A 25137-nucleotide genomic window follows, 5' to 3' on the forward strand; every position below is an offset into this window, starting at 1 on the left:
CATGTTACGTATTGCCACCTGCCAGATGACATCCGGACCAGATCTCGGGGCCAATCTCCAGATCGCCGAATCTCTCATTCGTAAAGCTGCCCGAGAAGGGGCCAACCTCGCGCTACTTCCGGAAATGTTTACGATCATGAGCAATGATCCGAAAGATGTTCTTCATGCGGCTGAACGCTACCAAGACGGCCCGGTGCAGAAGATCATGGCCGGGCTCGCTAAATCATTAGGCATTTGGATTGCCGCCGGTACGATTCCTCTGAAATCCGATGATGAACACCGCGTTACCAACACCATGCTGGTGTATGACGCATTCGGCCAGGAAGCCGCAAGGTACGACAAGATTCATCTATTTTCGTATGAGGGTCAGCAGGAGCGTTACGACGAGTCCGAGCTTTACGTAGGCGGCCATAAGACGGTTTCTTTTAACTATCCGTTAGAAAACGGCCTAGACATTCGTATCGGCCTCGCCGTTTGCTATGACCTGCGTTTCCCGCAGCTTTTTCGTCGTCAAACCGGCGTCGACTGTTTTCTGCTCCCGGCCGCTTTTACAACTAATACCGGGAAAGCGCATTGGGAAGTTCTTCTTCGTGCCCGTGCGATAGAAAACCTTAGTTATGTGGTAGCCGCAGCTCAAGCGGGACGCTCTTCCTGCGGCCGAGCTTTCTGGGGACACTCCTGTGCCGTCGACCCATGGGGGACCGTTGTCGGATCTCTTAACGGGCATGAAACGGGCGTTTGCTTCACTGACGTCGATCCGGCTTTCCTTCGTCAGGTCAGAGCACTTTTGCCTGCCCTGAATAATCGCGTGAAATATGAATAACAACACTTCTGCCGCTATCGAAACCCTTCTCTACCGCAACGGTCTTTCTGAAAAAGACATTCAGGACGCCTTTGCGCTTTTCAGCGGTTACAACATTGACTACGCTGATTTCTACTTTCAGTGCTCTGTTTCAGAAGGCTATGTGCTTGAAGAAAGCATCGTTAAGACGGGCCATTACAACACGGACATGGGCGTTGGCGTTCGGGCCGTCTGCGGTGAAAAATCGGCTCTCGCCTACTCAGAAGAAATTTCCCGTGATTCTTTATTTGAGGCGGTCAGAACCGTACGAGCTATTGCGCAGGCTACTAACAATCAAATTACAGTCAATGTCACACCTAAGGACGGTCCGAAAGTTCTTTACCGTGCTGTTGATCCGATTGAAGCGGCAGACACGGACGCCAAGATCAAACTTCTTCAGTCCTTAGATAAACACGCCCGCAACCGGTCTTCTTTCGTCACTCAAGTGACGACTTCCGTCGGCGCCTCGCATGACACGATTTTGATCGCCAAAATGGACGGCACTTTAATCGGCGACGTGCGCCCGCTGGTTCGGGTGAACTTAGGCGTTATCGCTGAAAAGGACGGCAAAAAAGAACAAGGACAAGCCGGAGGCGGCGGAAGATTTTCGTTAGATCGTTATAACGGGGAAATTATTGAGCAGTATGCCCGAGAGGCCGTCGATGCCGCAGTGCGCAACTTAGATGCGCGGCCGGCTCCGGCCGGCAGCCTCCCCGTCGTCTTGGGGAACGGCTGGCCGGGCGTATTGATTCATGAGGCAGTCGGACACGGCTTGGAAGCTGACTTTATTCGAAAGGGAACGAGCGTCTTTACCGACAAGATCGGTCAAAGAGTAGCCTCTCCGCTGGTCACGGTCGTTGACGACGGCACCATTGCCGGACGCCGAGGATCCCTGACCATCGATGACGAGGGCAACGAAACGCACTGCACCACGCTTATCGACGAAGGCATTCTTCGCGGCTTCATGCACGATGAGACCAGCGCTCGCCTCATGAAACAAAAGACGACCGGCAATGGGCGCCGAGAGAGTTTTGCTTATCTGCCGATGCCTCGAATGACCAACACTTATTTGCTTCAGGGCGAATCCGATCCTCAGGAAATCATTTCTTCCGTGGACTACGGCATTTATGCGTCCAACTTCGGAGGAGGCCAGGTCGACATCACGAACGGCAACTTCGTTTTCAGCATGAGTGAGGCTTGGCTGATCGAAAAGGGCAAGCTAACCGACCCAATCAAGGGCGCCACACTAACCGGCAATGGCGCAGATGCTTTGACAAAAATCGTCATGGTCGGCAATGATCTTGAATTAGACAGAGGCTGCGGTACCTGCGGAAAGAATGGTCAGCAGGTTCCAACCGGTGTCGGCATGCCGACACTCCGCATTGACGGGCTCACCGTCGGCGGCACTGCCAACTGATACAGCCGATTCAGGCGATTGTTTGCAGACGACGAGACATTCTGACCTCGGAACCACAATCCGAAGTCAAAAGATATTCTCGTTTTGTCCTCTTTTTCTTGCACCCAATTAGGCGCAGAATCGAGAAAAAACCTCAACCTCAAGTCTGCAGCTATGAGCAAACTCCTCGTCGGCCTCTGTGCCTCAATCTGTCTCCTATCATTAGCAACGGACGCTCAGGCAGTCCGCCTCGGCGGAAGAACCACCATTCGTCCGCACCGGTCCTACACTCCGCCTCCGAGAATTTACCGACCTGCTCCAGTGAACCCTGCGCTTCGCGGCTTTAATGCTCGCCAAAACGCAGCGCCTGCAGGATCGAATATTCCGATTCCGCTCTTTATCCCGCCGGTCATAGCCGGGCACAATACGACGCAAGTCACGGATGACATGTACCTCATCAAAACAGGCATGCGGAAACAAGGCGACAAACTGCAGTTTTGGACGCTTCAAAATCACAGTTACACACCTGACTCGAAGTCTGCAAAGGTCCAGTTCAGCATGGACTGCTTGGCAAAAATCTACTCTCCGATTGCTCTCGTCACTTATCCGGAATTAGACGGCAAGGGCAAACAGATCAAATCCACGACCTTTGATCCGAAGTTCAGACCGATTAAGGAGAAGAGCGCGATGGACCGTCTGCACAGCCTTCTGTGTCCAAAACCTGCTCCACAGCAGCCTTAATACCTGACCAGCACAATATCTTCTGTTCTTCCGCGGCTCCTCTTTGAGCCGCTTTATTTTTATCAATAAAATTCAAAGCTCTAATCAAAATATTTGATAAAAATGTTCTCCGAGGCAGTCAAAAACAAGCTCAGCTGCGCAGCTTTCTTTTTCCTTCCGGGCCTTTCCTACAGCCTGGTGACTTCTCGCATGCCCGCGATCAAAGAAAGTGCACAGATTGACGATTTACAACTTGGCATCGCTCTTTTTTGCCTCGGAATCGCAGGCTGCATCGGACTGTTTTTCTCTTCCAGACTCGTCCGTCTTCTTAAAGATCGACCAACTATTGCCGCCGGCGCCTCACTCAGCACTATCGGACTTGTGATCGCTGGCTACGCAAATTCTTTCACCTCATTAGTTGCAGGCTTTGCAGTCATCGGTTTTGGCATCGGTCTAACTGATGCTCTGATGAATGCTCAAGGCATGTTCTACGAGCGTCGATACAAAACGAGATCGATGAATTTGTTTCATGCCTTCTTTAGCTTAGGCGGCATCGTCGGTTCTTTGACTGCTTCCTTTTGTGCCTACCTCGACCTTTCGCCGCTTTTCAGCTTTTTAATCTTGGTCGTTCCTTGGACTGTCGTTTGTTTGTTCGGCTGTCGGTATCTTCAGGAAGAGGATCGGCAGGTGGCAAGCTCTGAGACTTCCAGAGTAAATACGACAAAACGAGCCTACCCGCTCATCCTCATTTGTTTCGGCTTACTAAGTTGGCTGGCTTACGACATTGAAGGCAGCGTGGCCGAGTGGGGCTCGGTTTACATGGTCAGTTCAAAGGAATCAGACCAAGCTGTTGCCGCCCTGGTGTACGGATTGTTCTCAGGAACCATTTTCATCGTTCGACTCTTCGGAGACAAACTTCGAGAAAGCGTGGGGGATTTTCGCTTGTTGCCTATTTGCTCTCTGATTGTTTTTTGCGGAATGTCATTCGTACTTTCGTCCGCGGGTCCTGCAACAGCGCTTTGCGGCTACGTTGTTATGGGACTTGGACTCGCGCCTGTCGTCCCGACAATATTCAGTCTCGCCGGAAAATGCAAAGGAATTACAGCTTCCGAAGCCAGCAGTTTCATCGCCATCGTCGCTTATGGAGGTCTGTTGGTCGTACCTCCGACGCTTGGATGGATCGCCTCTCATTCATCGCTCGGAACTGCCTTGTGCTTGGTGTTGGTTTTCTGTGCATTGGCTTTTGTGATCTCATTGATTCTTCCGCGCCTGAAAGACCAACTGAATCTCAGCGGCTCATTGGAGCCGTAAATTCTTCATTGATATTGCGTTAATTGTTTCTTGCAGAAATTGCTTTAGAGATCTTCAAAAGGTTGAGTCTTAAGTTCGGCTACTTTCTCCCCCATCCTTTTTCTTGTTAAAACAGACATTTCTTTGAATTTGTACGTCTCTATTGAAAATTGAGAAGTACATCTATGCCCTTGTCCGCCAAATCTGCAATCAACATGCACCTCGGCATTGGAGGCATAATTACCAAATTATGTATTGAAAAACGAAGAAACGTGAAACACGCATTTAAGTTCATGACACCGATGGTGTGGCTGACTCGTCTGTTGGTCGGCGCATATCCTCAGTGGATCGGGTGCAAACCTGAAAAAATTCAGAGAATTTATTTTGCCAATCACTCGAGCCACCTCGACACCATTGTGATTTGGTCTGCTCTCCCTCGCTCTTTGCGTCCGCTTACCCGACCAGTTGCTGCTCGTGATTACTGGCAAAGCGGAATTCGCCGCAGAATTGCCGTTGACGAGTTAAACGTCGTTCTTGTCGACCGGCGCCGGACGGAAAACTCTGACCCTTTGGATCCGATGCGTCAGGCTCTTCGCGAAGGCTCCTCTCTGATTATCTTTCCGGAAGGCACGCGCTCTCCCCAGCCGCTTCCCGGGCCGTTCAAGAGCGGTATTTGGCGTTTGATGAGAGAATTTTCCGAAGTTGAACTCATCCCCGTTTATTTGGAAAATCTGCACCGCTCCATGCCGAAAGGTGCCCTTCTGCCCGTTCCGACTATGTGCTCCGTAAGATTCGGTGCACCTCTGCCGCACTCTGTCGACGACTCTAAAGAAGAGTTCTTAGAAAGAGCTAGAACGGCCGTCATCAGTTTAGCCAGGGAGCTCTAATATGCGTTTAGGATTTTCCACTCAAGAAGCCTACTTCACGATTCTAGGCGTTCTTATTGTTCTCTCTGCCATTGGCACGATTATCGGCAACTGGCTGGTCTCCCGGGCCCAAGGAAACGAAACTCGACTCAACAATCTTCGCGTTGTTAACTCCCGCGTTCGTGCTTCATGGCCTCTGCTGATTGTTTTTGCGATTGCTTTCTGTCTTGGTGAGGCAGCGCTTCTCATCTTCTTCGCGTTTGCTTCATTCTTTGCTCTGCGGGAATTCATTGCCCTGACTCCAACCCGACGCCATGACCACGTCATTTTGATTATTGCGTTTTATATCGCAATTCCCGTTCAGTACATCCTTTTAGGGTATGAAGAGATCGGGCTTTTCTCCTTGTTCATCCCGGTCTACTTATTCCTGACGCTGCCGGTCGTTATGGCCTTGGCCAAAGATACCGACCGCTTCTTGGACCGTGTTGCCAAAGTGCAATGGGGCATTATGCTGGCCATTTTCTGCGTCAGCCACGCTCCTGCGATTGCTACATTGAACCTCACAAGATTTAATTCCAGTGGTTTGCTGCTGATGCTTTACTTCCTGCTGGTTCTCTATTTTGCGGACCTGTTCCAAATCATGGCATCCGCCATCTGGGGCGGCAAACCGACTTGGAGTAATCAGTACAAGACATACAAAGGCATCATTATCGGAAGCATCGGAGCTTTGATCATGGGCTCTGCACTTTTCTGGATGACCCCCTTTCGTGCTTGGCAGGCACCTCTAATGTCCCTGTTGATTATTGTCTCGGGAACGCTAGGCGCTCTGGTCATGTCCTCGGTTAAGCGCTCTTTAGGAGCAGTTCGCTTGGACACCAGCATGATGCTGACTCGTGGGGCGTTGGACAGAATGGAAATGCTGTTCTTCTCAGCGCCTGTTTTCTATCACTCAACGATCTTTCTTTTCATGAGCAAGTAATTTCTGAAAGAAATTTCGTTAGAAAGAGAAAAATACGGTAAATTATTCCTCAGTACCTTTTTACTAGCAAGTATCAAAAGATGTTCGCTTCTAAGTTTTACTTTTACGGCTTTTACTTTCCGTCCGCGGCGGAAGGTAGGGCTGTGACGGCTTGCATCTAAGATCACACAACACTACTCAACCGCCGCTCCTTCGGGACTCGGCGGTTTTTTATAGCCTCAATCCCGACAGGCGCCATAATGGAGAACCATAATGCCTTACACAACTGACGACCTCAGAATTAAAGAAATCAGAGAACTGACTCCGCCGTCTTACCTCATTCGCGAATTTCCTTGCGGACAACTCGCATCTTCAACCGTACACATTGCCCGTCACTCTGCCCATGACATCATTCACGGCAAAGACGACCGGCTCCTTGTCATCGTCGGACCCTGCTCAATCCATGATCCCGTTGCCGCCGAAGAATATGCAGAAAAACTCTCTGAACTCCGCCGTCATTTTGCCGATGACCTTGAAATCATCATGCGGGTCTATTTCGAAAAACCTCGCACCACCATCGGCTGGAAAGGCCTGATCAATGACCCGGACTTGGACTGCAGTTTCCATATTAACCACGGCCTTCGCTTAGCCCGCGAGCTCCTCTTAACGATCAATGAACTGGGTGTCCCCGCAGGTACGGAGTATCTCGATATGATCACGCCGCAGTACATCGCAGACCTGATCTCCTGGGGTGCTATCGGAGCTCGTACCACAGAAAGTCAGGTGCATCGTGAATTGGCGAGCGGTCTTTCATGCCCCGTCGGATTCAAAAACGGCACTGACGGCAACGTCAAAATTGCAATTGATGCCATTAAAGCGGCCGCAAACGAACATGTCTTCCTTTCCGTCACTAAGGGCGGCCACTCCGCTATTGTTGTTACGGGGGGCAATGAAGACTGCCATGTCATCCTTCGCGGCGGCAAAGCGCCGAATTACGATGCCGAGAGCGTAGCCAAAGTCTGCGAAGCGCTGAAAGCAGCCGGTCTTCCGCCATCTGTCATGATTGATGCCAGCCACTCCAACAGCCATAAGAAGCACAAAGAGCAGATCGATGTCGTTGACAGCATCTGCAAGCAGATCGGCGACGGAAGCTACAACATCATGGGCGTCATGATCGAGTCCAATCTTGTCGAAGGCAACCAGCCTCTCGTTAAAGGCAAAGAAAAAGAACTGAAATACGGTCAGTCCATCACGGATGCCTGCATCGGCTGGGATGACACGGTCAAGGTCATCACCTCCTTGGCCCATGCCGTTCGCGATCGACGCGAAAGAAATCGCTAATCCAGATTCATAGAAGAAACCGCCGTGAAGATCGCTCAATCCTCACGGCGGTTTTTAATTAGTTTTAGAAAGTCAGCTGACTTTCAAACCGAATTACTTGATGCCGACAATCATCGGGATCAGGTTCTGGTAGAAGCGCAAAGCGATTCCAATCACATCTTCGTCAAAGTCGAAGAGTCTCTGATGGTGACCGGCAGATGTACGGCAGCCGAACACAACGAAGGTACCCTTACCGCCGTGCTGCTGGACTCTACGGAGCATGATCGTGCAGTCCTCACTGCCTAACTTCAAGCCGAGCGGTCTGGCGAGTTCTTCGGTCGTCACATTTCTTGCGGCGATATAAGCAAGTTCGATGGCTTCCTGGTCCGGCTTGAATTCAGTAGCTTCACCGGCTTTGACGATATCGACTTGGCAGTCGTACATATCGGCAGAAGCCTTAATCTTACGGATTGCCTGATCACGCATGTAAGCGTTGAGTTCTTCGGTTTCACCGCGGACTTCAAGCTGCATGAAAGCGTTCGGAGCAACCACGTTGCGACCCTGGCCGGCAACTAACGTTCCGACGTTCAAAGCAGTCACTTCTCCGATCGGGCGAGTAATGCCGTGAATTGCCAATGCAGCAGCTGCGCCGGCTAAGAGGGCATTCTTACCTTTCTGAGGATCGGCGCCGGAGTGGGCGGCAAGACCCGTGAATGTGGCATCCAATTTGGTGGAAGCCAAGAAAACGCCGGGTTCCGGAGAAATCGTACCTGTCGGCAAGTTAAAGCCGAGGTGGTTTCCGAAGAAGAAATCGACGTCATCGAAAATACCGGTTTCGGTCATTGGGCGTGCACCGCGAACACCTTCTTCAGCGGGCTGGAAGACGACTTTGATGGTTCCGCAGAACTGATCCAGGTTTTCCTGAATCCAGTTGCAGACAGCGATACCCATCGTTGCGTGACCGTCATGACCGCAGGAGTGCATATGGCCCGGATTCGTGCTTGCCCAGCCTTCGTCGAAAGGACGGTGACCGGCTTCGTGAGCTTCATCCACGTCAACGCAGTCCATGTCGAAACGGATAGCTAAAACAGGACCGGGACGGCCGGTTTCGAAAATAGCGGCAACACCGGTGTAGTCCTGCATGGATTCGATAAATTCCGGAGGAACTCCTTTTTCTAAAGCTGCTTTTTTAGCTTCTTCAACTTTGGCAGAGTTGCGGCCTGCGACAAAGTCAGGATTGATAACCTGACGGCCATAGATTGGATCCAAACCGAAGCTGCGAAGCTTTTCAACGATCTTGTGGGTCGTGACAAATTCGCACCAGCCAGTTTCGGGATAGGAATGGAGTTCACGACGGAACTTAATCAACTCGTTTTCAGTAAGCAACTTTATTCTCCTTGTTACTGTTCAAATAATCCGCTCATTATCGCCGATCTTTAAGTTCGTGTAGAGAGGGGGAAGTTCTTAGTGAACCCGCGGGATTTTTATGATTATCCTTTGTCGCAACGAGATGCTGTTGAAGAGCTGCGTCAATTAAGTTCGCGATCCTGAATAGATTAAAAAACAAATAGTTATTCGGAGAACTCGCATGAGCTGCACATACGCTTTCAACATAACCGGTTGGTCTCATGTGTACATCAAAGATGATGAATATGCCAAAAACCGTCTTAAATACTTAGCTCAGCACTGCCCTACAGTGTTTCTTAAATTCGAGTACTCGGCGTATAAAGGCCTTGCCGAGAAAATTTTGAAAGAAACAGACTCGTCATTAAGAGGATAGCAGATCAGCTCCTTCAAAATTGCATACCCACAAGGCTTAGCTTTATTTTTGTTCGACTGGGTTGAGTTTTTAAGTCACGAGTTCTCAAGCCCGATATGTTTAATTATGAACGACCCGCGCCGTTGCACGTTTCTATTGTTGCGTTCATATTCCATTGCAAGGCGTTTGGAGATGAAAAGCTTCGTCTACGCATACCCTAAGCGCGGCTTTCGCCTCTGTCCGGTTAAACCAATCACACTCGAGGCTAGTCCGCATCGAGACGACACTGAATTGTTGGTTTCTGCACAAGCGCTAACTGAACGCTTTTGGACTGAAGATGATTTGATCAGGACCTTGCTCGGCTTGGATAACCGCGATGAGATTCAGATTTCTCTGTAACATTCATCAGCAGCAGCTTTAAAAGTCAAAACGCCCCGCAGGGCGTTTTGGTTATCAAGAGTTGGTCTCTTTACTTGTTCATGTAGTTAGCAGCATTCGTACCTGCTATACGGCCGAAGGTAATGATGTCAGCAACCGCGTTTCCGCCGATGCGGTTACCGCCGTGAACACCGCCAGTCACTTCACCGGCAGCATAGAGGCCGGGAATCGGTTTAGCTGTCACGCCGATCACTTCTGCGTTCTTGTTAATTCTCACGCCGCCCATGGTGTGGTGAATAGCCGGAGTGATCTGAACAGCGTACATAGGCCAGACATTGTTGGCTACAACCATCTCAGGGCGCCCGAAAGCCTCGTCTTTCTTGGTCTCGAAGGCTTTTTGATACTGATCCATTGTGGCCTTAAGATTCTTGGCAGGTACGCCCATAGCCTTAGCTAATTCGTCAACATTCTTGCCGGAAACCATCAAACCCTGAGAAACATAACCGGCAGCCAGCTTGTTGGACTTAACCAGTTTGTCATCAATGAGGAGCCATGCTTTGCCTGTCGGCTGAGCCAATACGGCAGCAGCAACAACGTCACGCGGCTGAAGTTCATTCACAAAGCGATTGCCCTCATTATTGACGAGGTACCCGCCGCGAGCTCTCATGGATTCAGAAATCAGAATGCCTTTAACAGGAATAACGGTCGGGTGGGCTTGAATCTCTCTCAAATCAACGAAAGTTGCACCGACGCCTTTAGCCAAGTCTAAACCTTCACCCAATGCACCCGGTTGGTTCGTTGTAGCAAAACCTTTGTATTCCGGCCTTAAAGAAGAAATCAGCTTGGCATTTGCACCGAATCCGCCGGTAGCCAACACCACAGCCTTGGCATCAATCGTGTAGTCTTTCTTGTCTTTGCCTTTTGCTTCGACCTTCACGCCGGAGATCTTACCGTCTTTGGTCAAAAGCTCTGTGACCTGATTAAGCGGACGAATTTCAATCGTCGGAATCTTCTTAGCTGTACCGTAAAGAACCTTCATCACAGACTGTCCGACTGCAGAACCGTCGCAAGGTCCGTGACCGCGGGCAGCTGTCTGTCCGCCGCCGCGGCCCATACGATGGCAGAAAGGAGCGCCTAAGGAGAGGAGCCAAGCTTCGGCATCTTTGGCGTTCTCAGCCAAAGTCAGCGTCAGCTCAGGATTGTTGAGATAGTGGCCGCCCTTCTGAGCATCCATACTCATACGCATGGCGGAATCGTTCATGATGCCGTGTTCAAGCTGTTGGAGCGTGCCTGCGGCATTCATACCGCCCTCACTGCGGAGAGTGTTTCCGCCGATGATCGGCATTTTTTCGAGAACAATAACTTTCTTGCCTTGCTGAGCTGCCATGATAGCGGCAGAGAGGCCGGCGCCGCCGGAGCCGACGACAACAAGATCAGTTTCTTCAGCATTAACAGCGCCGAAGGCCAGTGCAGAAACGAGTGCAATGCAGAGCTTCTTCATTTTTAATCTCCTTAGTAGATATGAAATTCGTTAATTGAATTTTTGCGCATCGCAGTACTTAAGTACCCTGACAAATATCAAAAAAGAGCGTTTTCTTCGATGTGAGAGAGTAATCTCACTAATTCCGAAACCGTCTGTACCCCTAATTTATGGAGTCCTTTTTGACGATGAACCTCAATTGTTCTCGGTGAAAGTCCGAGGCGTTCGCTGACTTCTTTGTTAATCAGCCCTTTCGCAATCAGCGATAAGATTTGTTTTTCCCGAGAAGTCAGTGTCTGAAATCTCTTCTTTTCTTCCTCCTCCGAAATCGTCCAGCTTCTGTGAGTTTCGTCATATCGAACTGCTTTTGCCACGGCTGACAGAAGTCTCTCCTCGTTAATCGGCTTTTGAATGAAGTCGATGGCGCCGTCCTTCATCGCCTGGACGGCCATGTCCACATCGCCATGCCCTGTCAGAAAAATCACCGGAACCTCGTACTTTCTTTCACGCAGTCGTTGGTACAGCTCCAGTCCGTTCATCTCCGGCATAGCGACATCAAGAATGAGACAGCCGATGAGAGAAGGTCGGTCTTCAACCAAAAATTCAGAGCCTTTCTCATAGGCCTCGACCGCCCATCCCTCGGACTCAAGGAGGAACTTCAGCGCTTTTCGGATGACTGCTTCATCGTCCACTATGCGAATAATCGGATTCGATATTGTCATTGTTCTGTCGTCTCCTCTGCCGGCAACCTAATTTCTACCCTCAACCCGCCCGAAGCCGCCCGAGAAAAGAAAATCTTGCCACCGTGATTTTCAATAATGCTTCTGACAATCTGCAGACCTAGACCTAATCCGTCAGCTTTCGTTGAATTAGTCGGTTCTGAGAGTTTTTCAATCTTTTCTTTTTCAATGTGACCGTTGTCTTCGATTGCAATTAGCGCTTTGTTATCTTCTCGCTTAATCGTCAGAGCCACTTTCGAATTCAAGACTCCGAGTTCTTGAAGTGCCTGAGCCGCATTTCTCAAAAGGTTAATGATCACCAGCTCAAATTCGAGCGGGTTCACGATGATATAGACCGGTTGCTCTTGAAGGATCCAGACTTCAACTCTTTCTCCGCTCTGTCGTTTGAATTCTCGAACTGCTTTGTTAACGAGCTCGGAAACTTCCGAAGACACTCTTTCGCTGCGAGTGCCTTTGGCGTAGCTTCTGACTCGCTCGACAATGGCGGCAGCTAAGTCCGCATCTGTGCGAATCTCCGTCAAGGCTGTACTGAGCTTGTCTTCTGTCAATGTTCCCGAATCTTTAGCGCGCTGAAGCGTCCGAGCATAGAGCTTGATACCAGCGAGCGGCTGATTGAGTTCATGTGCGATCAGGCTGGAAATCTGCCCGACGACAGCCGCTCGCTGCATTTTCATCAGGCGTCGGTGCGCTTTTTGTGCTTCATTAAAACTCCTATTCTCACGTTTGAGCGATTCTTTGAGCTCCCTCGTCCTAATGTCCACCGTCCTTGAGACAATGAGAGAATGGATCAGCAAAAGAACAAAAGCAGCTAGGGCACTCAAGATCCAAAAGCGATATTCGACAATTCGCTGCCAAAACCATTCTTTACTAAACCGCTGATACGACCCGAGCCGCAGAGACTTCAGAAGATTGTCTACCGCGGTGTAGTCACTTGCAACGGACCAATACAAACCGATACCGACCGGTTTTTGTGCAATCAAACCTGCAGCCACCGCTGACAGGACTGCCGGTGAAACGGAAGGGTTCGAGCCAAAACTCCAGTTCGGATAAAGTCGTGTGGAGTGCAGGCAAATGTGGTCCGGATCGCTCTTAAGATTGATAAACTTGAGCTGATCCGTCGTAACAACCTTTCGATTAACCGCATCCTCGAGATAGCAGGCTCTCAAAATCCCCACATCAGCCTTTCCGTTCAAAACGTCTTTAATGATTTGATCGCGATTAAGACCGTAAAACTGAGTCGATCTAAAAAAGGTTTTAGGATCGTAACCGTCCGCGGCAATCTCGCCCATCGCGGCCAAATACATCCCGAAAGCAGTCGGGCGACCTGCCGCAGCACGTTTGTCCTTGAGGTCCGAAACGTTATTGATATCCGACCTGTCGGCCTTAACAATGAACAAAGAGCCTTCAGACCGATTCGGATTTTTAGAGAACGGTGAAGACGCTGTCAGCACATCACGAGCGCCTAGATCCTGATAGCGCCGAATGGTTGCCGCAGTCGAAATGAAGAAATCCGCCTGATGGTCTTCGATCAGCCTTTCTAACTCCGGCAGCTCGACATACATAACCTTTAGCTTGGCCGGCGCCACGGCTCTCTCGACCGTCTTAATCGTTTGATTTACAAAAGCGGCATGCAGAAGCGGAGTAACGGCTGAGTTGATCGCAAACGTGTATTCCTTCGGTTCCTCAGCCTGCACATTGAGCAGAAGAAAACCGATTACTGCAGCGATCAGCCTAAGAATCTTATTCACGGTTCAACTTCATCGAACTAAGTCGTAGTTGTCTTCAACTTACCACAATTGAGTCAAACTCAAAATCCGTTTTCTCACTACTAAAACTGACACTCGGCTAAACACCCCTAATCTGCAAATTCAGATAAGGAAAAAATCAAAAAAATAATCCCGAGTTTGATCCCGGGATGTATGTGAACACTTACTTAATCTCTAAGTATTAGGATACTGTTGCTTTTGACCCTTTATCTCCGCAAAACGGAAGAATGCAGGTTTCGGCCTGCGCCAAAATCTTGGTCATCAGTTCACGGTTTTCAACCGGCGTAAAGATGTTGGAAATCGACATACCAAGGTACATGGCCATCACGCAGAGAATGCGGTACTGCCCTTCCTGGTCGTCCGGCGAGATGCCGCCCGCTTCCGAAATCATCTTCCGAAGGCGTGCGCCGTTTTCCGTAATCTTTTCTTTTATCTCGGGATTGCGCGTGCACTCAGTCAGAATCGTCAGCATCAGCGAAGAGCGACGAGAATCAAAAATCGACTGACAACTCGGGTTCTTCTCTCCTGCGGACATCGCTGTCTTTAGAGCATCAAAAGTTTCCTGCCCCATCTTCAGCTGCACTGCCAACGCCAAAGCAGCTTTACTAGCATAGAAGTTGTAAAGATGAGGCGTACTGACGTTGGCCGCTTCTGCGATTTCATTCATGCTTGCCGCATGAAAGCCCTTATCTAAAAAGATGGCTTCCGCGGCACGCAAAATTCGATCGCGCTTTTCGCTGCGTTTTTCTTCCTTACGCTCTTCAACTCTGGTTTTTCGGGTTTTAAGCATTTCCGCCTCCGCTCGAGACAGGAACTGCCTGAGCCTGTTCAGCGGCAGCCGGAGCTTCCGTTTGAGCAGCTGCCCGAGTTTCAGGTTCAATGACAGAGCCGCCTCCGAGCACCTTATAGAGCATTACGCCGCTGGACAGGCGATTACTCTCGGCAGAAATGTAATTCGTCTGAGCAGCAACCATCTGTCTTTGGCTTTCCAGTACGGTCAGGAAGCCGTCAAGACCGTTCTTGTAGCGGCTCTGAGACAGACGGTAAGCCGTTTCCGTGGCGTTAACCAAATCCTTTAAGGCTGCGCACTGACGGTTCACCGTGCCGACAGTAGCAAGCGCATCACTTACCTCTGCAAAAGCATTCTGCACAGTCTTCTCATAAGTTGCGACCATGATCTTTTGCTGTGCCTCTGCCTGACGCAGGGTCGAAAGGTTCGCTCCGCCGGTAAAGATCGGGAGAGAAACGGAAGGTGCAAACGTCCAAAGGCCCGTACCGGCATCAAACAAGTCACTTAAGTGACGGGAAGAAGACCCGATGCCTGCCGTCAAAGAGATGCGCGGGAAAAAGTTGGCTCGAGCCGCGCCGATGTTGGCATTCGCAGACATCAGATCATGTTCGGCAGCCTTAATGTCCGGACGGTTTAAGAGGATGTCACTGCTTAAGCCGGCAGGAGCAATCGCTCCGTAATTCGTAGCTTCTTCCAGATTGTTCGGCTCAAGATCCGCAGGAACTTGGGAGCCGACAACTAAGTTCAGAGCATTCTGTGCCTGAGCCAAGCTACGTTCGTACTGCGCTACTGCAGCGCGAGCCGTGGCAACCGTCGTACGAGCCTGTTCTAGCTCCAGCAGAGAGCTCGCGCCCAAACGATAGCTGTCGGACATCAGCTTGAAGCTTTCTTCCTGACTTTGGAGCGTAATTTTCTGCAGACGGAGAAATTCTTTCTGAGCGCCTAAGTTAATCCAAGAAGTGGCGACCTGCGCAATCAGGGCGTTCTGTGCGGCGGCACGGTTTTCTTCAGCCGAGAAGAACTGCTGGAGAGCTGCTTCGCTCAGGCTTCTGACACGTCCGAAGAGGTCCAGCTCCCAAGCCGTAGAAGCCAGGTTCGCCTGATACGTGTGAGAAACGTAGCTGCTGCCCGTCGCCGACATCATACTTGGCGTTTTAGCGGCATTTTCCTGCAAGCCGGCTGCCACGGACGGCATCAGCGCAGATCTCTGAATACCGTAGGCCGCTCTGGCCTTTTCGATATTGAGGATCGCAACTCTCAGATCGCGGTTGTTGGCAAGTGCCATCTCAACCACTTTCTTGGCTTTCGGGTTGGTGATGAAGACCTTCCAGTCGGGGAGCGGAGAGGCTGTGGTCATCACGTCCTTGTACGCTTCCCCGGTCGGGAAAGTTGCCGCGACCGGCGCGGCAGGTCTTTCATATTTGGGCGCCATCGTGCAGCCGGCACAGACGGCCAGAGAACAGGCAATAACCGTGAGTTTTAATGCCTTCATTTACTTATTCTCCTGCAGGGCTTCCTGCGGTTTTTTCTTTTTAATCTTATCGCCGAAAAGCTTAACAATGAGCACATAGAACAGCGGAACGAAGAAGATACAGAGGAAAGTACCTGTCAGCATACCGCCTAACACACCGATACCGATGGCGTTCTGTGCACCGGATCCGGCGCCGGTTGCCTTAGCAAGCGGAAGCACGCCGAGACCGAAGGCCAGAGAAGTCATCATAATCGGACGAATTCTCATGCGCACCGCGTGTGCTGCTGCATGGACAATGGACTCGCCCTTCTCATGCAGTTCTTTTGCGAATTCCACAATCAAAATCGCGTTCTTACTGACCAAACCGATGGTCGTCAGCAAACCGACCTGGAAGTACACGTCGTTGTTCATGCCGAAAGCACCCGTCATACCGAGCGCACCGATCACGCCCAGCGGCACAACCAAGATGACGGCGATCGGAATAGACCAGCTTTCATACAGAGCTGCCAAACACAAGAACACAATCAAGATAGACAGCGTATAGAGCGCGCCAGTCTGAGAACCGGCCTGCTGTTCCTGGAAGGAAATACCGTTCCAAGCGATACCGAAACCGTATGGAAGAGCCTTGGCGATTTCTTCCATCGCCAGCATCGCCTGACCGGTTGTAAACCCTGCAGCCGGAGCTCCTTGAATATTCACAGCGCCTAAGCCGTTGAAACGTTCCAGACGAGAAGAGCCGAACTTCCACTCTGTGGAGCAGAATGCTGAGAACGGAACCATTTCGCCTTTATCGTTGCGTACATACCAGCGATCCAGGTCTTCGGGACGCTGGCGGAATTTCTCGTCGCCCTGTACGTAAACCTGCTTGATACGGCCGCGGTCATAGAAGTCGTTGACGTAAGAAGAACCCCAAGCCGTCGACAGCGTGTCATTAATGGAAGCCACGCTGACGCCTAACGAGGCCGCCTTGGCAAAATCAATGTGCAGCTGCAGCTGCGGTGCGTCTTCTTTACCGTTCGGACGAACGTTGTAGAGCTGAGGATTGCTTCTGGCAGCACCCAGCACCTGGTTACGGGCCGCCATCAAGGCGTCGTGACCTTGACCACTCAAATCCTGCAGATACATATCAAAGCCGTCTGCCATACCGAGCTCGGGAACCGGAGGTAGAGCAAAGCCGAATACCATGGAATCCTTCCAGCTCATTAGCGTGCGGTTAGCACGAGCAGCCACAGCCTGTGCTTTCTGCTCAGGATTCGGACGTTCGCTCCAGTCTTTGAGTTTGACGAAGGCCATGGCGGAGTTCTGTCCCATACCGGCCAAGCTGAAGCCGACTACCGTCATGACGGACTGAACGGAATCCTTCTCTTCGTTGAGCATGTAGTCCTGCATACGTTTTACAACAGGCAGGATTTGCTCTCTGGTCGAGCCTTCCGGCAACTGAATCTGAACCATTAAAGATCCTTGGTCTTCATCCGGCATAAAAGCGGTCGGAACTTTCAGGAATCCGAAAACCACGCCGCCGATAATTACGCCGTAGATCACGATGAAGCGTTTCCAGCGTGCGGTCATATAGCCCACAGCGGAGGTTGCTCCTTCAGCGCCTTTGTTAAACCAGCGGTTGAACCAGCCGAAGAAGCCTTTCTCAGCCTTGTCGTGCTTGATCGGCTTAAGAATCGTGGCACAAAGTGCCGGTGTCAGCGTCAGGGCAACCAGGACGGACAGGCCCATCGCAGCCACAATCGTGACGGAGAACTGACGGTAAATCACACCGGTAGAGCCGCCGAAGAAAGCCATCGGAACGAACACGGCAGAAAGCACCATCGCAATACCGACCAGAGCGCCCGTAATCTGCGACATGGACTTCTCGGTAGCGTCATGCGGAGAAAGACGCTCTTGGTCCATCACACGCTCGACGTTTTCCACCACCACAATCGCGTCGTCCACCAGCAGACCGATCGCCAGCACCATGGCGAACATCGTCAGCATGTTGATGGAGTAGCCCATGGCGCCCAAGATACCAAAGGTGCCCAAGACCACCACCGGCACGGCAATCGTCGGAATCAGCGTTGCGCGGAAGTTCTGCAGGAACAGATACATCACGAGCACCACCAGCACGATAGCTTCGAGCAAGGTGTGGATCACGCCTTCAATAGAAATACGCACGAACGGTGTCGTGTCGAACGGAATCACATACTCATACTTCTCAGGGAAGAAATGAGACAGCTCTTCCATTTTTTTGTCGACTAAGTCCGAAGTCAGCAGCGCATTTGCGCCGGAGGCCAATTTAATCGCAAGACCGGCGGTCGGTTTGCCGTTAAAGAAGGCGGTGGCTTCGTACATCTTCGGGCCCTTTTCAATGCGGGCTACATCGCGTAGGAAAACCTGAGAGCCGTTCTCCTGAGTCTTCAAGAAGATAGCGCCGAATTGTTCAGGAGTTTCCAGCAAAGAGCTCGAGGTAATCACCGCGTTAAGCGCCGTTCCCTTAGCTGCAGGCAGGCCGCCCACCTGTCCGGAGGATATCTGCACGTTCTGCGTGGAGATCGCGGTCTTAATGTCTGCCGGAGTGAGAGAGAATTCGTGAAGTTTTTCTGGATCGAGCCAAATACGCATCGCAAAGGCCGAACCGAAGACTTCGACTTCGCCCACCCCGTCCACGCGACTCAGTGGTTCTTGAATACTGGAAACAAGATAGTCACCGAGCTCTGCCGAAGAAATCGAACCGTCCGTCGAGGTCAGACCGATCACCTTCAGGAAGCTTGCGGTCGTTTTAATAACCGTCACGCCTAAACGCTGAACCACTTCCGGCAGGGAAGACTGTGCCTGAGACAGACGGTTCTGCACCTGCACCTGAGCCATGTCAGGGTCGGTACCGGCTGCAAAGGTCAGCGTAATGTTGATTCGGCCGCTCGATTCACTGGTCGAACTCATATACAGATAACCATCCAAGCCGGTCATCTTTTGTTCAATGACCTGGACGACGGTATCTTCAATCGTCTTAGCAGAAGCACCCGGATAGGTCGCGGAGATGCTCACCTGAGGAGGCGCAATCTGCGGATACATGGAAACCGGCAGATTCAGAATCGAAAGCGTACCGGCCAGCATGATCACAATTGCGATCACCCAAGCAAAAATAGGTCGGTTAATAAAAAACTTTGCCATATCAACCTCTGAATTTACTGCTTAGAAGCCTTTGCCGCTTTGGCTTGTTCCTGCTCAGCCATTGTCGGAACGATCTGGACGGGAACTCCCGGGCGGATTCTCTGCAGACCTTCGATGACAACCTTTTCACCCGGCTTCAGACCCTCCTCAACAATCCAGTTCTGACCTTGTGTACGATGAGTCACTAAACGGCGGATAGCGATCTTGCCGTCTTCAACCACATACACATAGGGCGTGCCGTTGGCTTCGCGCATCACGGCTCGCTGCGGGACCAGCAAAGCTTTTTCCATCGTACCCTGAGGGAGTTCGGTACGAACAAACATACCCGGCAAAAGAATATTGTCGGGGTTCGGGAATTCGGCGCGCAGCGTAATGGTGCCTGTGCCCGGATCAACAGAAACCTCGGACAGCGTAAGCTCGCCCGTCTGAGGATACTTGGTTCCGTCTTCCATGATCAAAGTCACGGGAATAGCGCCGCCTTTGGTTTTAAGTTTGCCGGAAGCGATGTCTTTTTTAAGACTGAGAATTTCTTTACTTGACTGGGTCACGTCAACATAGATCGGATCCAGTGTCTGAACGACGGCCATGTTCTGGGCCTGATGTGCGGAAAGCAATGCGCCTGGTGTAACTAAAGAGCGGCCGATGCGCCCGCTGATCGGAGAACGTACGGTCGTGTAGTCCAGGTTGATCTGGGCGTTCTTTAATCCGGCTTCAGCAGCAGCCACCGCGGCCTGTGCCTGCTTGTATGCAGCCTGAGCGTCGTCGTTGTTTTGTTTACTGATTGCATTGGTTTTGACCAGCTGTGCATAGCGGTTTGCGGTCAGACGGGTCTGATACAGCACGGCCTGAGCTCTCTGAAGCTCGGCTTTAGCGCTTGCCACTGCGGCTTCATAGACAGCCGGATCAATCTGATAAAGCGCTTGTCCTTCTTTGACTTCGCTTCCTTCCTTAAAGAGCCGTTTCTGCAGAATACCGGCGACCTGAGGACGGACATCAGCGACCAAATACGAAGCTGTGCGGCCCTGAAGCGTCGTCGTCATGTCTAACTCGGTCGGCTGAATTTCCGTGACAGAAACCTGAGGAGCTCGCTGAGCACCGGCTCCGGCTGGAGCACCGGTTGATTTCTGCGAGTCACATCCGCCGAACATAGTCACGGCAAAGCCCGCGGCAACACACAACGCCGCCTTCTTTAAGTCGTTCAATAACATGAAAAACCTCGAGATTTATTCCCAATTTATTCTGATTTGAGTGCGCTTTCTCGCCTGAGAAGCACAACGGACACAATTCTAGTTCAATTCTGAATGAACATTCATTCAGGAATTTACAATTTTCGATTGTTTAGCGAGCCAACAATGGAAAGTTGTAAAGGAGATTTTCTTGCTAAGTATTTTCCATTACCGCTTTTTCGGAATACTTCCGTGCTTCCGCCTCAAAAACGGAGATCTTCCGTTCCATCGCCTTCAGTCCGCCTTCCCAAAATTCAGGCTGAGTAATATCGATCTTGAAAAACTTTTTAAAAAGATCGTCGACAGACATACGTCCGCTGTTAAACAGAAAGTCACTGTAAATTTTGGGGAACACTTCCGGCATTCGATGACGAATCTCAGATAATCCGTAGGCACAAACCGTACCGAAGATATACGGGTAGTTGTAGAAGTAGTCATCAATCTTGTAGAACTGACCGCGGTTGATCCAAAGATAGGGATCGATGCCGGCGGTACTCTCTCCGTACCAAGCCTGCCACGCCTCGGACAACAGATTAGAAATCTTGGTGACGGATAACACGCCTTTCCTTCGCTCTTCAAAGAAACTTCTTTCGAAATCGAAGCGCACACCCATGTTTATGACATAGTTCGAGATAAACGTGAGCTCCTGCCAAAGGGCTTCCAGCTTTTCTTCCGTTGAAGCTGCTTTCTCTTGGATTTCTTCAAAAAGCAGCAGCGCAAAGAAGTGTCCGGCAACTTCCATCAAAGCACGTGGAATCTTTCGCTCCTGCGCAGGCAGCTCTCTTTGCAACCAGAAGTGCCAGGCATGGCCGTACATGATGGCCTGTTGGCTCATGGAGGCGAATGATCCGAGATACGTCGAAAAAATTCTCGGCTCATTGAGCGACAAAATGCCTTGGAAGAATGCGCCGTTTTGTTTGCCCGGCAGCTGACGAGCCTCAACCCAGCCTTTTTCGACGAACAATTCGAAGGTTTCCGGAATACGTTCGTCGAGCACCTTCCCCACTTCTTTAATCTTGTCGAGCGCCTCCTCGTAAGGAATATGAATTTCTCTTCTGAGCGGAGCGGGCGCATTAAGATCCCAGACATCCATCGCACTCCTGCCGGTAAAGAGCGCACGGCTGATCACCGACTTTCGAAGCATGTGACGGTCAGCCCTCACCGCCGTCATCAATGCATCAACCGCTTCCGAGCTTACGGCATTTTGCCAATAAGCAGGCGCCATGAAGTCCATATGAGCAAACTCGAAACCTTTCAGCCGGAAACCGGTGAGCATATTAAAAATAGATGCGTAGAGATAAGCGTTCTGCGAATAGTATTCGTTCAGCGCAGCAAAGGTCGACTGTCTTAATTTCGGATCTTCCGAAGTTTTAAGTACCGCAATGCACTGCGAGTGAGACTGATGTTTCGTCAAACCGTCCATCGTCCTCACCGTCGCCACCAAATGTGAATTCACCGAGTGATAAAGATCCGAGCAAGGAACAAAGTTCGAAGCTTTCAGCTCATAGAGGAGCTGCAGAGCACGGGGCGACAGCGAAAAAGACCAGCGGGAAGAAACACGCTCAAAGAGCCATTCCCACTTACTGAAATCCAGTTCCTTCCAAATCGGATCGCTCTTTTTTAACTCGGTCAAGCGATGAAAAAGACCGGTAATCAGCTCGTAATAGCGGGAATGAATTTCCCAAAGGCGGACGCGCTCTTTTGCAGCTTCCTGTTCTCTCGTATCAATCGCAGACAGGCATCGACAATAGCCGATCAAAGAATCCGTAAGGCTAAAAACCTCCGCTAAATGCTCCAAGGCAATGCTGATCGAAACCGCGTCTTTGGCGTTCGGCACAAGCCCCGAGAGAATATGAATATCCGCTTCCAACCGCTGACGGGCCTTTCGATATGCCTGAGAAGTCAGACCTCCGTAAGAAGATCGGAAGTCCCATGCCGGCATTTTATTTTTCAAAGATGGAGTCATATTGATTCGGAAACAGCGGTTGATTTTCCGAATCATTCTAATGAAAAAGAAAAGAGGCAGCCGTTCCCTCACAAGAGAGAAGCCAGCCGCCCGGAGAGGGTTTATTGGTTCGAGGTGTTGTGTTCTTTTATTTATCCGAGAAGGGGTTTAGTGGTTTCCGTACCGGCTAATGCAAGCGCGGTTAAGAGAACCAGCTGAGGTCCGAGCTCGGTCTTTTCCATGATGAAATGCTCTTTAAGCGTATGAGCTCCGATTCCCTTACCGCCGGAACACAGGCAAGTGGCGGGAATGTTGTGGCTCATCGGAGCATTCGCATCCGTGGAAGACATTGCATAGTTTGTCAGCTCAATGCCAAGTGTCTTCTGGGCGCTGCGAGCAGCCTGAAGAACCGGGCAACTGTGCGGACGAAGTCCGCCCGGACGATTGCCGATCATGGTCTTGGTGAGCTTCAGACCATTTTCATCAGCAACACCCCACCGGGCATTTTCTTCTTTGATGGCCTTCTCGAAGGCGCCTAAAACTTCACTCTCTACGCGAAGCAGTTCGTCATTGGAAACGCTGCGGATATCCACGTCCACTTCGCAGTGAGCGGAAATCGTGTTGACCGTCGTACCGCCCTTGATCGTACCAATCGTGAAGGTGGTCTTTGGGTCTTCCGGAACTTTGATGTCGGCAATGATATTGCCGGCACGGCAAACGGCGTGAATGGCGCTCGGAGTCTTGCCGAAGTCAGCGAAAGAGTGTCCGCCTGTACCGTCCACGGCTAAACGCCATCGGTGAGAACCGACTGCGCCGTAAAGGACGCGGCCGACGTCCGTACTGTCGATCGCGACAAAACCGTCAAGCTTGTTGTTAGCACAGAGATGCTTTGAGCCGCGAATATCGCCGTTGCCCTCTTCGCCGACGGTACCGACAAACCAGATATCGCCGACAGTGCGGATGTCTTCTTTTTCAAGGGCGCGGAGCACCTGGAGAAGCGCTCTCAAGCCGGAGCAGTTGTCACCAATGCCGGGGGCACGGTAGATATTTCCCTCTTTTTTGACCTTGACGTCGGTTCCGGCCGGGAACACGGAATCCATATGAGCACCGATGGCGAGAACTGGGCCGTTGCCGGAACCCTTGCGGATACCGATCACGTTTCCGATTTCATCAATATGAACATCGGTCAAACCGTACTGCCTCATACGCTCTGCAACAGAAGCGGCTCTTTTCTCTTCGTGGAAAGTCGGAGCTTCAATTTCGCAGAGCTCAATCTGTTCCAGCATAGCGACTTCAGTCTGGTCTTTAATGAAGGCAATAGCCGCTTCAACTTTGGGTTCTTTAGAGATTTCGGTAACAAGACCGAGAACTTTAGGATCTAATGCGGGAATATTTTTCATGCCAGTCTGTTCCTATTAAACCAGGAAGTAAAGAGTGAGAACCATCACAACAGCGGCCGGAGCAGTTCTCTTCACGACTTCAACCGGGGAGACGCCTGCGATACCGGACAGAAGGATGATGCCGCCTGCAAGCGGAGAAGCCTGACGACCGATACCGGCTGCCATCATGGCGAGGTAACCCAGACCGTCAATGGTCATTCCGAATGTCGGAGCGTGCGGAGTAACCGCTTCGTTAAAGGCGAATGCTGCCGCATCGCCGGAGCCTGTTAACACGGCCAGGAAGAACGGACCGAAAGCACCGCCGATCTTGGCAACTTCGTTGGAGTGAGTCAGATACTGAACGAAAACTTCAATGACGCCTGCGGCACGTAAACCTGCGGCAAACACACCGGCAGCAATAATGATACCGAGGATCTTGGCATAGCCGTTACCCATACCGGCGAAGAATTTCTTCGTGACTTCTTCGGGGTTGGAGCGTGTAACGACTAAGGCATAGAACGTACCGATCAACATAGCGGTTGCAACAGACATCTTGAGCTGCGGGAACCAGATGGAAGCGCAAACGAGAAGAACGACCGGAACGATCGGAGCGATCGCGAACAGGATGTTCGGATGTTCAATTTCATTGGAAGCAACTTCAACGGCTTCTTCAACAGCGGCTTTACCGCGCTTAAAGTCACCGAAAGCAAAGCAGGTGATCGTGATCACGACAATGCTGATCAAGCCCATGGTGACGGTAGTCGTGGCATGAGCTCCGATGAACTGCATGATTTCCATGGATGCGAGCTTGGAGATGAACGGGTTATGAGAAACGCCCGGGTTCAGATAAGCCGGCATCATGCAGCCGCCGACAGCTGCAGCAGCAATAGCGGGTTTGAAACCGCTTCTGATCATGATCGGGATCATTGTCGGACCGACGGCAGCGGAAAGACCGGCCATAGAAGGAATGGCAGTGGCAATCACGCTGGTCACGATCATGCAGGAAGGAAGGAGAAACACGCCGAGCTTTTTCAGCGGTCTCATCAGAAGGCTAACCAGATGAACGTCGCATTTGGTCAGAGAAATCACTGCAGCAAAACCGAGCGCCGAGCAGATGGCGATGATCAGGCTGCCGTTTGTCATCGATTTGTCGAACTGCTTGAAAGCGATCATCGGCTGCAATGAAATGAAGGCCATCACAAAGCCGGAAGTCAGCAGAACGAGACGAGTTTCATAGCGCTTGATAAGGGCATAAACCGTTGCAATCACTACAACAATAGCGGCCCAGAAAGTCCATGTCATTTGGTTCTCCCAGAACAATAGGTTTAGAAAGAGTCATCGCCGATAATTCGGCCTTATATTTCTAGAAACGAATTTTACGTTCTGAGATAAATCAGATTCAGACAATTAAGAGTTATTACCTAATGATTCAGTAGTTACTCGATTATTTATTCTATCTATTCGATCAATTAAAATTTATTGATCTTCAATTAGAAGATAATTTGAAATTTGTATTAGGTATTATTTCTATCTTTATAGGTATTACTACCTAAGTATTTGTAGACGTATCATAAATTTTTCTCAGCAGTGTGGTTATTTTGTCCTCGTGGTACAACAATCCTGAGTAAAACCACTAATACATTGAGAAAACCA

General features: G+C 50.7%; 20 protein-coding genes. 9 read left to right on the plus strand and 11 right to left on the minus strand.

Features of this window, described 5'->3' with window-relative positions; all coding sequences use genetic code 11:
- Position 1 precedes the first annotated feature (1 nt).
- The 7 genes from ACZND6_RS07595 (at position 2) to aroG (ending at position 7412) form a co-directional block, all read left to right on the plus strand.
- Positions 2-823, plus strand: coding sequence for a carbon-nitrogen hydrolase family protein (locus tag ACZND6_RS07595; protein ID WP_293737041.1), 822 nt, complete (start codon positions 2-4; stop codon positions 821-823).
- Entirely contained in the window at positions 816-2258 is a 1443-nt protein-coding gene (gene tldD, locus ACZND6_RS07600) for a metalloprotease TldD (RefSeq protein WP_300873753.1), read from the plus strand. Before ACZND6_RS07595 ends, tldD begins: the two co-directional genes overlap by 8 nt.
- A 153-nt stretch (positions 2259-2411) precedes the next feature.
- Positions 2412-2978, plus strand: a complete 567-nt coding sequence (locus tag ACZND6_RS07605) for a surface-adhesin E family protein (protein WP_418573177.1) — start codon at positions 2412-2414, stop codon at positions 2976-2978.
- A 102-nt stretch (positions 2979-3080) separates the two neighbouring features.
- Positions 3081-4268, plus strand: coding sequence for an MFS transporter (locus tag ACZND6_RS07610; RefSeq protein ID WP_370748492.1), 1188 nt, complete (start codon positions 3081-3083; stop codon positions 4266-4268).
- A 272-nt stretch (positions 4269-4540) separates the two neighbouring features.
- Positions 4541-5134: a lysophospholipid acyltransferase family protein gene (locus tag ACZND6_RS07615; protein ID WP_370748526.1), complete on the plus strand. Its 594-nt coding sequence runs from the start codon at positions 4541-4543 to the stop codon at positions 5132-5134.
- Between the two features lies 1 nt (position 5135).
- Positions 5136-6092 (plus strand): phosphatidate cytidylyltransferase, encoded by a 957-nt coding sequence (locus ACZND6_RS07620; protein WP_008810574.1) that lies wholly within the window; start codon positions 5136-5138, stop codon positions 6090-6092.
- Between the two features lie 249 nt (positions 6093-6341).
- Positions 6342-7412, plus strand: a complete 1071-nt coding sequence (aroG, locus tag ACZND6_RS07625) for a 3-deoxy-7-phosphoheptulonate synthase AroG (RefSeq protein ID WP_293737738.1) — start codon at positions 6342-6344, stop codon at positions 7410-7412.
- 93 nt (positions 7413-7505) lie between these two features.
- On the opposite strand, the gene ACZND6_RS07630 is transcribed toward aroG, so the two are convergent.
- Entirely contained in the window at positions 7506-8777 is a 1272-nt protein-coding gene (locus ACZND6_RS07630; RefSeq protein WP_293737727.1) for an amidohydrolase, read from the minus strand.
- A 202-nt stretch (positions 8778-8979) separates the two neighbouring features.
- Between ACZND6_RS07630 and ACZND6_RS07635 the strand changes: the two genes are divergently transcribed.
- Positions 8980-9171 (plus strand): hypothetical protein, encoded by a 192-nt coding sequence (locus ACZND6_RS07635; RefSeq protein WP_293737728.1) that lies wholly within the window; start codon positions 8980-8982, stop codon positions 9169-9171.
- A gap of 171 nt (positions 9172-9342) precedes the next feature.
- A complete protein-coding gene (locus ACZND6_RS07640; protein WP_290063942.1) occupies positions 9343-9549 on the plus strand; it encodes a hypothetical protein in 207 nt (68 codons plus the stop codon).
- A gap of 70 nt (positions 9550-9619) precedes the next feature.
- On the opposite strand, the gene ACZND6_RS07645 is transcribed toward ACZND6_RS07640, so the two are convergent.
- The 10 genes from ACZND6_RS07645 to dcuC form a co-directional block, all read right to left on the minus strand.
- Complete coding sequence (locus tag ACZND6_RS07645; RefSeq protein ID WP_290063939.1) at positions 9620-11029, minus strand: FAD-dependent oxidoreductase; 1410 nt, start codon at positions 11027-11029, stop codon at positions 9620-9622.
- 77 nt (positions 11030-11106) lie between these two features.
- Entirely contained in the window at positions 11107-11730 is a 624-nt protein-coding gene (locus ACZND6_RS07650) for a response regulator transcription factor (RefSeq protein ID WP_278660670.1), read from the minus strand.
- Positions 11727-13496 carry a sensor histidine kinase gene (locus ACZND6_RS07655; protein ID WP_278660671.1) on the minus strand — a complete coding sequence of 590 codons (1770 nt, stop codon included), beginning with the start codon at positions 13494-13496 and terminating at the stop codon, positions 11727-11729. Before ACZND6_RS07655 ends, ACZND6_RS07650 begins: the two co-directional genes overlap by 4 nt.
- Before the next feature lie 199 nt (positions 13497-13695).
- A complete protein-coding gene (locus ACZND6_RS07660) occupies positions 13696-14304 on the minus strand; it encodes a TetR/AcrR family transcriptional regulator (protein WP_278660672.1) in 609 nt (202 codons plus the stop codon).
- Positions 14297-15796 (minus strand): efflux transporter outer membrane subunit, encoded by a 1500-nt coding sequence (locus tag ACZND6_RS07665; RefSeq protein WP_278660673.1) that lies wholly within the window; start codon positions 15794-15796, stop codon positions 14297-14299. The genes ACZND6_RS07660 and ACZND6_RS07665 overlap by 8 nt, the downstream gene beginning before the upstream one ends.
- The gene (locus ACZND6_RS07670) at positions 15797-18934 is read right to left on the minus strand and encodes an efflux RND transporter permease subunit (RefSeq protein WP_008810564.1); all 3138 of its coding nucleotides are present in this window, start codon (positions 18932-18934) and stop codon (positions 15797-15799) included. It lies immediately after the preceding gene.
- 14 nt (positions 18935-18948) lie between these two features.
- Complete coding sequence (locus ACZND6_RS07675; RefSeq protein ID WP_021867565.1) at positions 18949-20142, minus strand: efflux RND transporter periplasmic adaptor subunit; 1194 nt, start codon at positions 20140-20142, stop codon at positions 18949-18951.
- Between the two features lie 172 nt (positions 20143-20314).
- Positions 20315-22126 carry a gluzincin family metallopeptidase gene (locus ACZND6_RS07680; RefSeq protein WP_305131450.1) on the minus strand — a complete coding sequence of 604 codons (1812 nt, stop codon included), beginning with the start codon at positions 22124-22126 and terminating at the stop codon, positions 20315-20317.
- 131 nt (positions 22127-22257) lie between these two features.
- Positions 22258-23505, minus strand: coding sequence for a M20/M25/M40 family metallo-hydrolase (locus ACZND6_RS07685; RefSeq protein ID WP_008810561.1), 1248 nt, complete (start codon positions 23503-23505; stop codon positions 22258-22260).
- Positions 23506-23520: 15 nt separating this feature from the next.
- Positions 23521-24786, minus strand: coding sequence for a C4-dicarboxylate transporter DcuC (dcuC, locus tag ACZND6_RS07690; RefSeq protein WP_008810560.1), 1266 nt, complete (start codon positions 24784-24786; stop codon positions 23521-23523).
- Positions 24787-25137: the final 351 nt, after the last annotated feature.

This window comes from Parasutterella sp., assembly GCF_057870745.1.

Coding starts and splice junctions, on each gene's coding strand:
- ACZND6_RS07595 (WP_293737041.1), top strand. CDS start 2: ATGTTACGTATTGCCACCTGCCAGATGACATCCGGACCAGATCTCGGG.
- tldD (WP_300873753.1), top strand. CDS start 816: ATGAATAACAACACTTCTGCCGCTATCGAAACCCTTCTCTACCGCAAC.
- ACZND6_RS07605 (WP_418573177.1), top strand. CDS start 2,412: ATGAGCAAACTCCTCGTCGGCCTCTGTGCCTCAATCTGTCTCCTATCA.
- ACZND6_RS07610 (WP_370748492.1), top strand. CDS start 3,081: ATGTTCTCCGAGGCAGTCAAAAACAAGCTCAGCTGCGCAGCTTTCTTT.
- ACZND6_RS07615 (WP_370748526.1), top strand. CDS start 4,541: ATGACACCGATGGTGTGGCTGACTCGTCTGTTGGTCGGCGCATATCCT.
- ACZND6_RS07620 (WP_008810574.1), top strand. CDS start 5,136: ATGCGTTTAGGATTTTCCACTCAAGAAGCCTACTTCACGATTCTAGGC.
- ACZND6_RS07635 (WP_293737728.1), top strand. CDS start 8,980: ATGAGCTGCACATACGCTTTCAACATAACCGGTTGGTCTCATGTGTAC.
- ACZND6_RS07640 (WP_290063942.1), top strand. CDS start 9,343: ATGAAAAGCTTCGTCTACGCATACCCTAAGCGCGGCTTTCGCCTCTGT.
- ACZND6_RS07645 (WP_290063939.1), bottom strand. CDS start 11,029: ATGAAGAAGCTCTGCATTGCACTCGTTTCTGCACTGGCCTTCGGCGCT.
- ACZND6_RS07650 (WP_278660670.1), bottom strand. CDS start 11,730: ATGACAATATCGAATCCGATTATTCGCATAGTGGACGATGAAGCAGTC.
- ACZND6_RS07660 (WP_278660672.1), bottom strand. CDS start 14,304: ATGCTTAAAACCCGAAAAACCAGAGTTGAAGAGCGTAAGGAAGAAAAA.
- ACZND6_RS07665 (WP_278660673.1), bottom strand. CDS start 15,796: ATGAAGGCATTAAAACTCACGGTTATTGCCTGTTCTCTGGCCGTCTGT.
- ACZND6_RS07670 (WP_008810564.1), bottom strand. CDS start 18,934: ATGGCAAAGTTTTTTATTAACCGACCTATTTTTGCTTGGGTGATCGCA.
- ACZND6_RS07675 (WP_021867565.1), bottom strand. CDS start 20,142: ATGTTATTGAACGACTTAAAGAAGGCGGCGTTGTGTGTTGCCGCGGGC.
- ACZND6_RS07680 (WP_305131450.1), bottom strand. CDS start 22,126: ATGACTCCATCTTTGAAAAATAAAATGCCGGCATGGGACTTCCGATCT.
- ACZND6_RS07685 (WP_008810561.1), bottom strand. CDS start 23,505: ATGAAAAATATTCCCGCATTAGATCCTAAAGTTCTCGGTCTTGTTACC.
- dcuC (WP_008810560.1), bottom strand. CDS start 24,786: ATGACATGGACTTTCTGGGCCGCTATTGTTGTAGTGATTGCAACGGTT.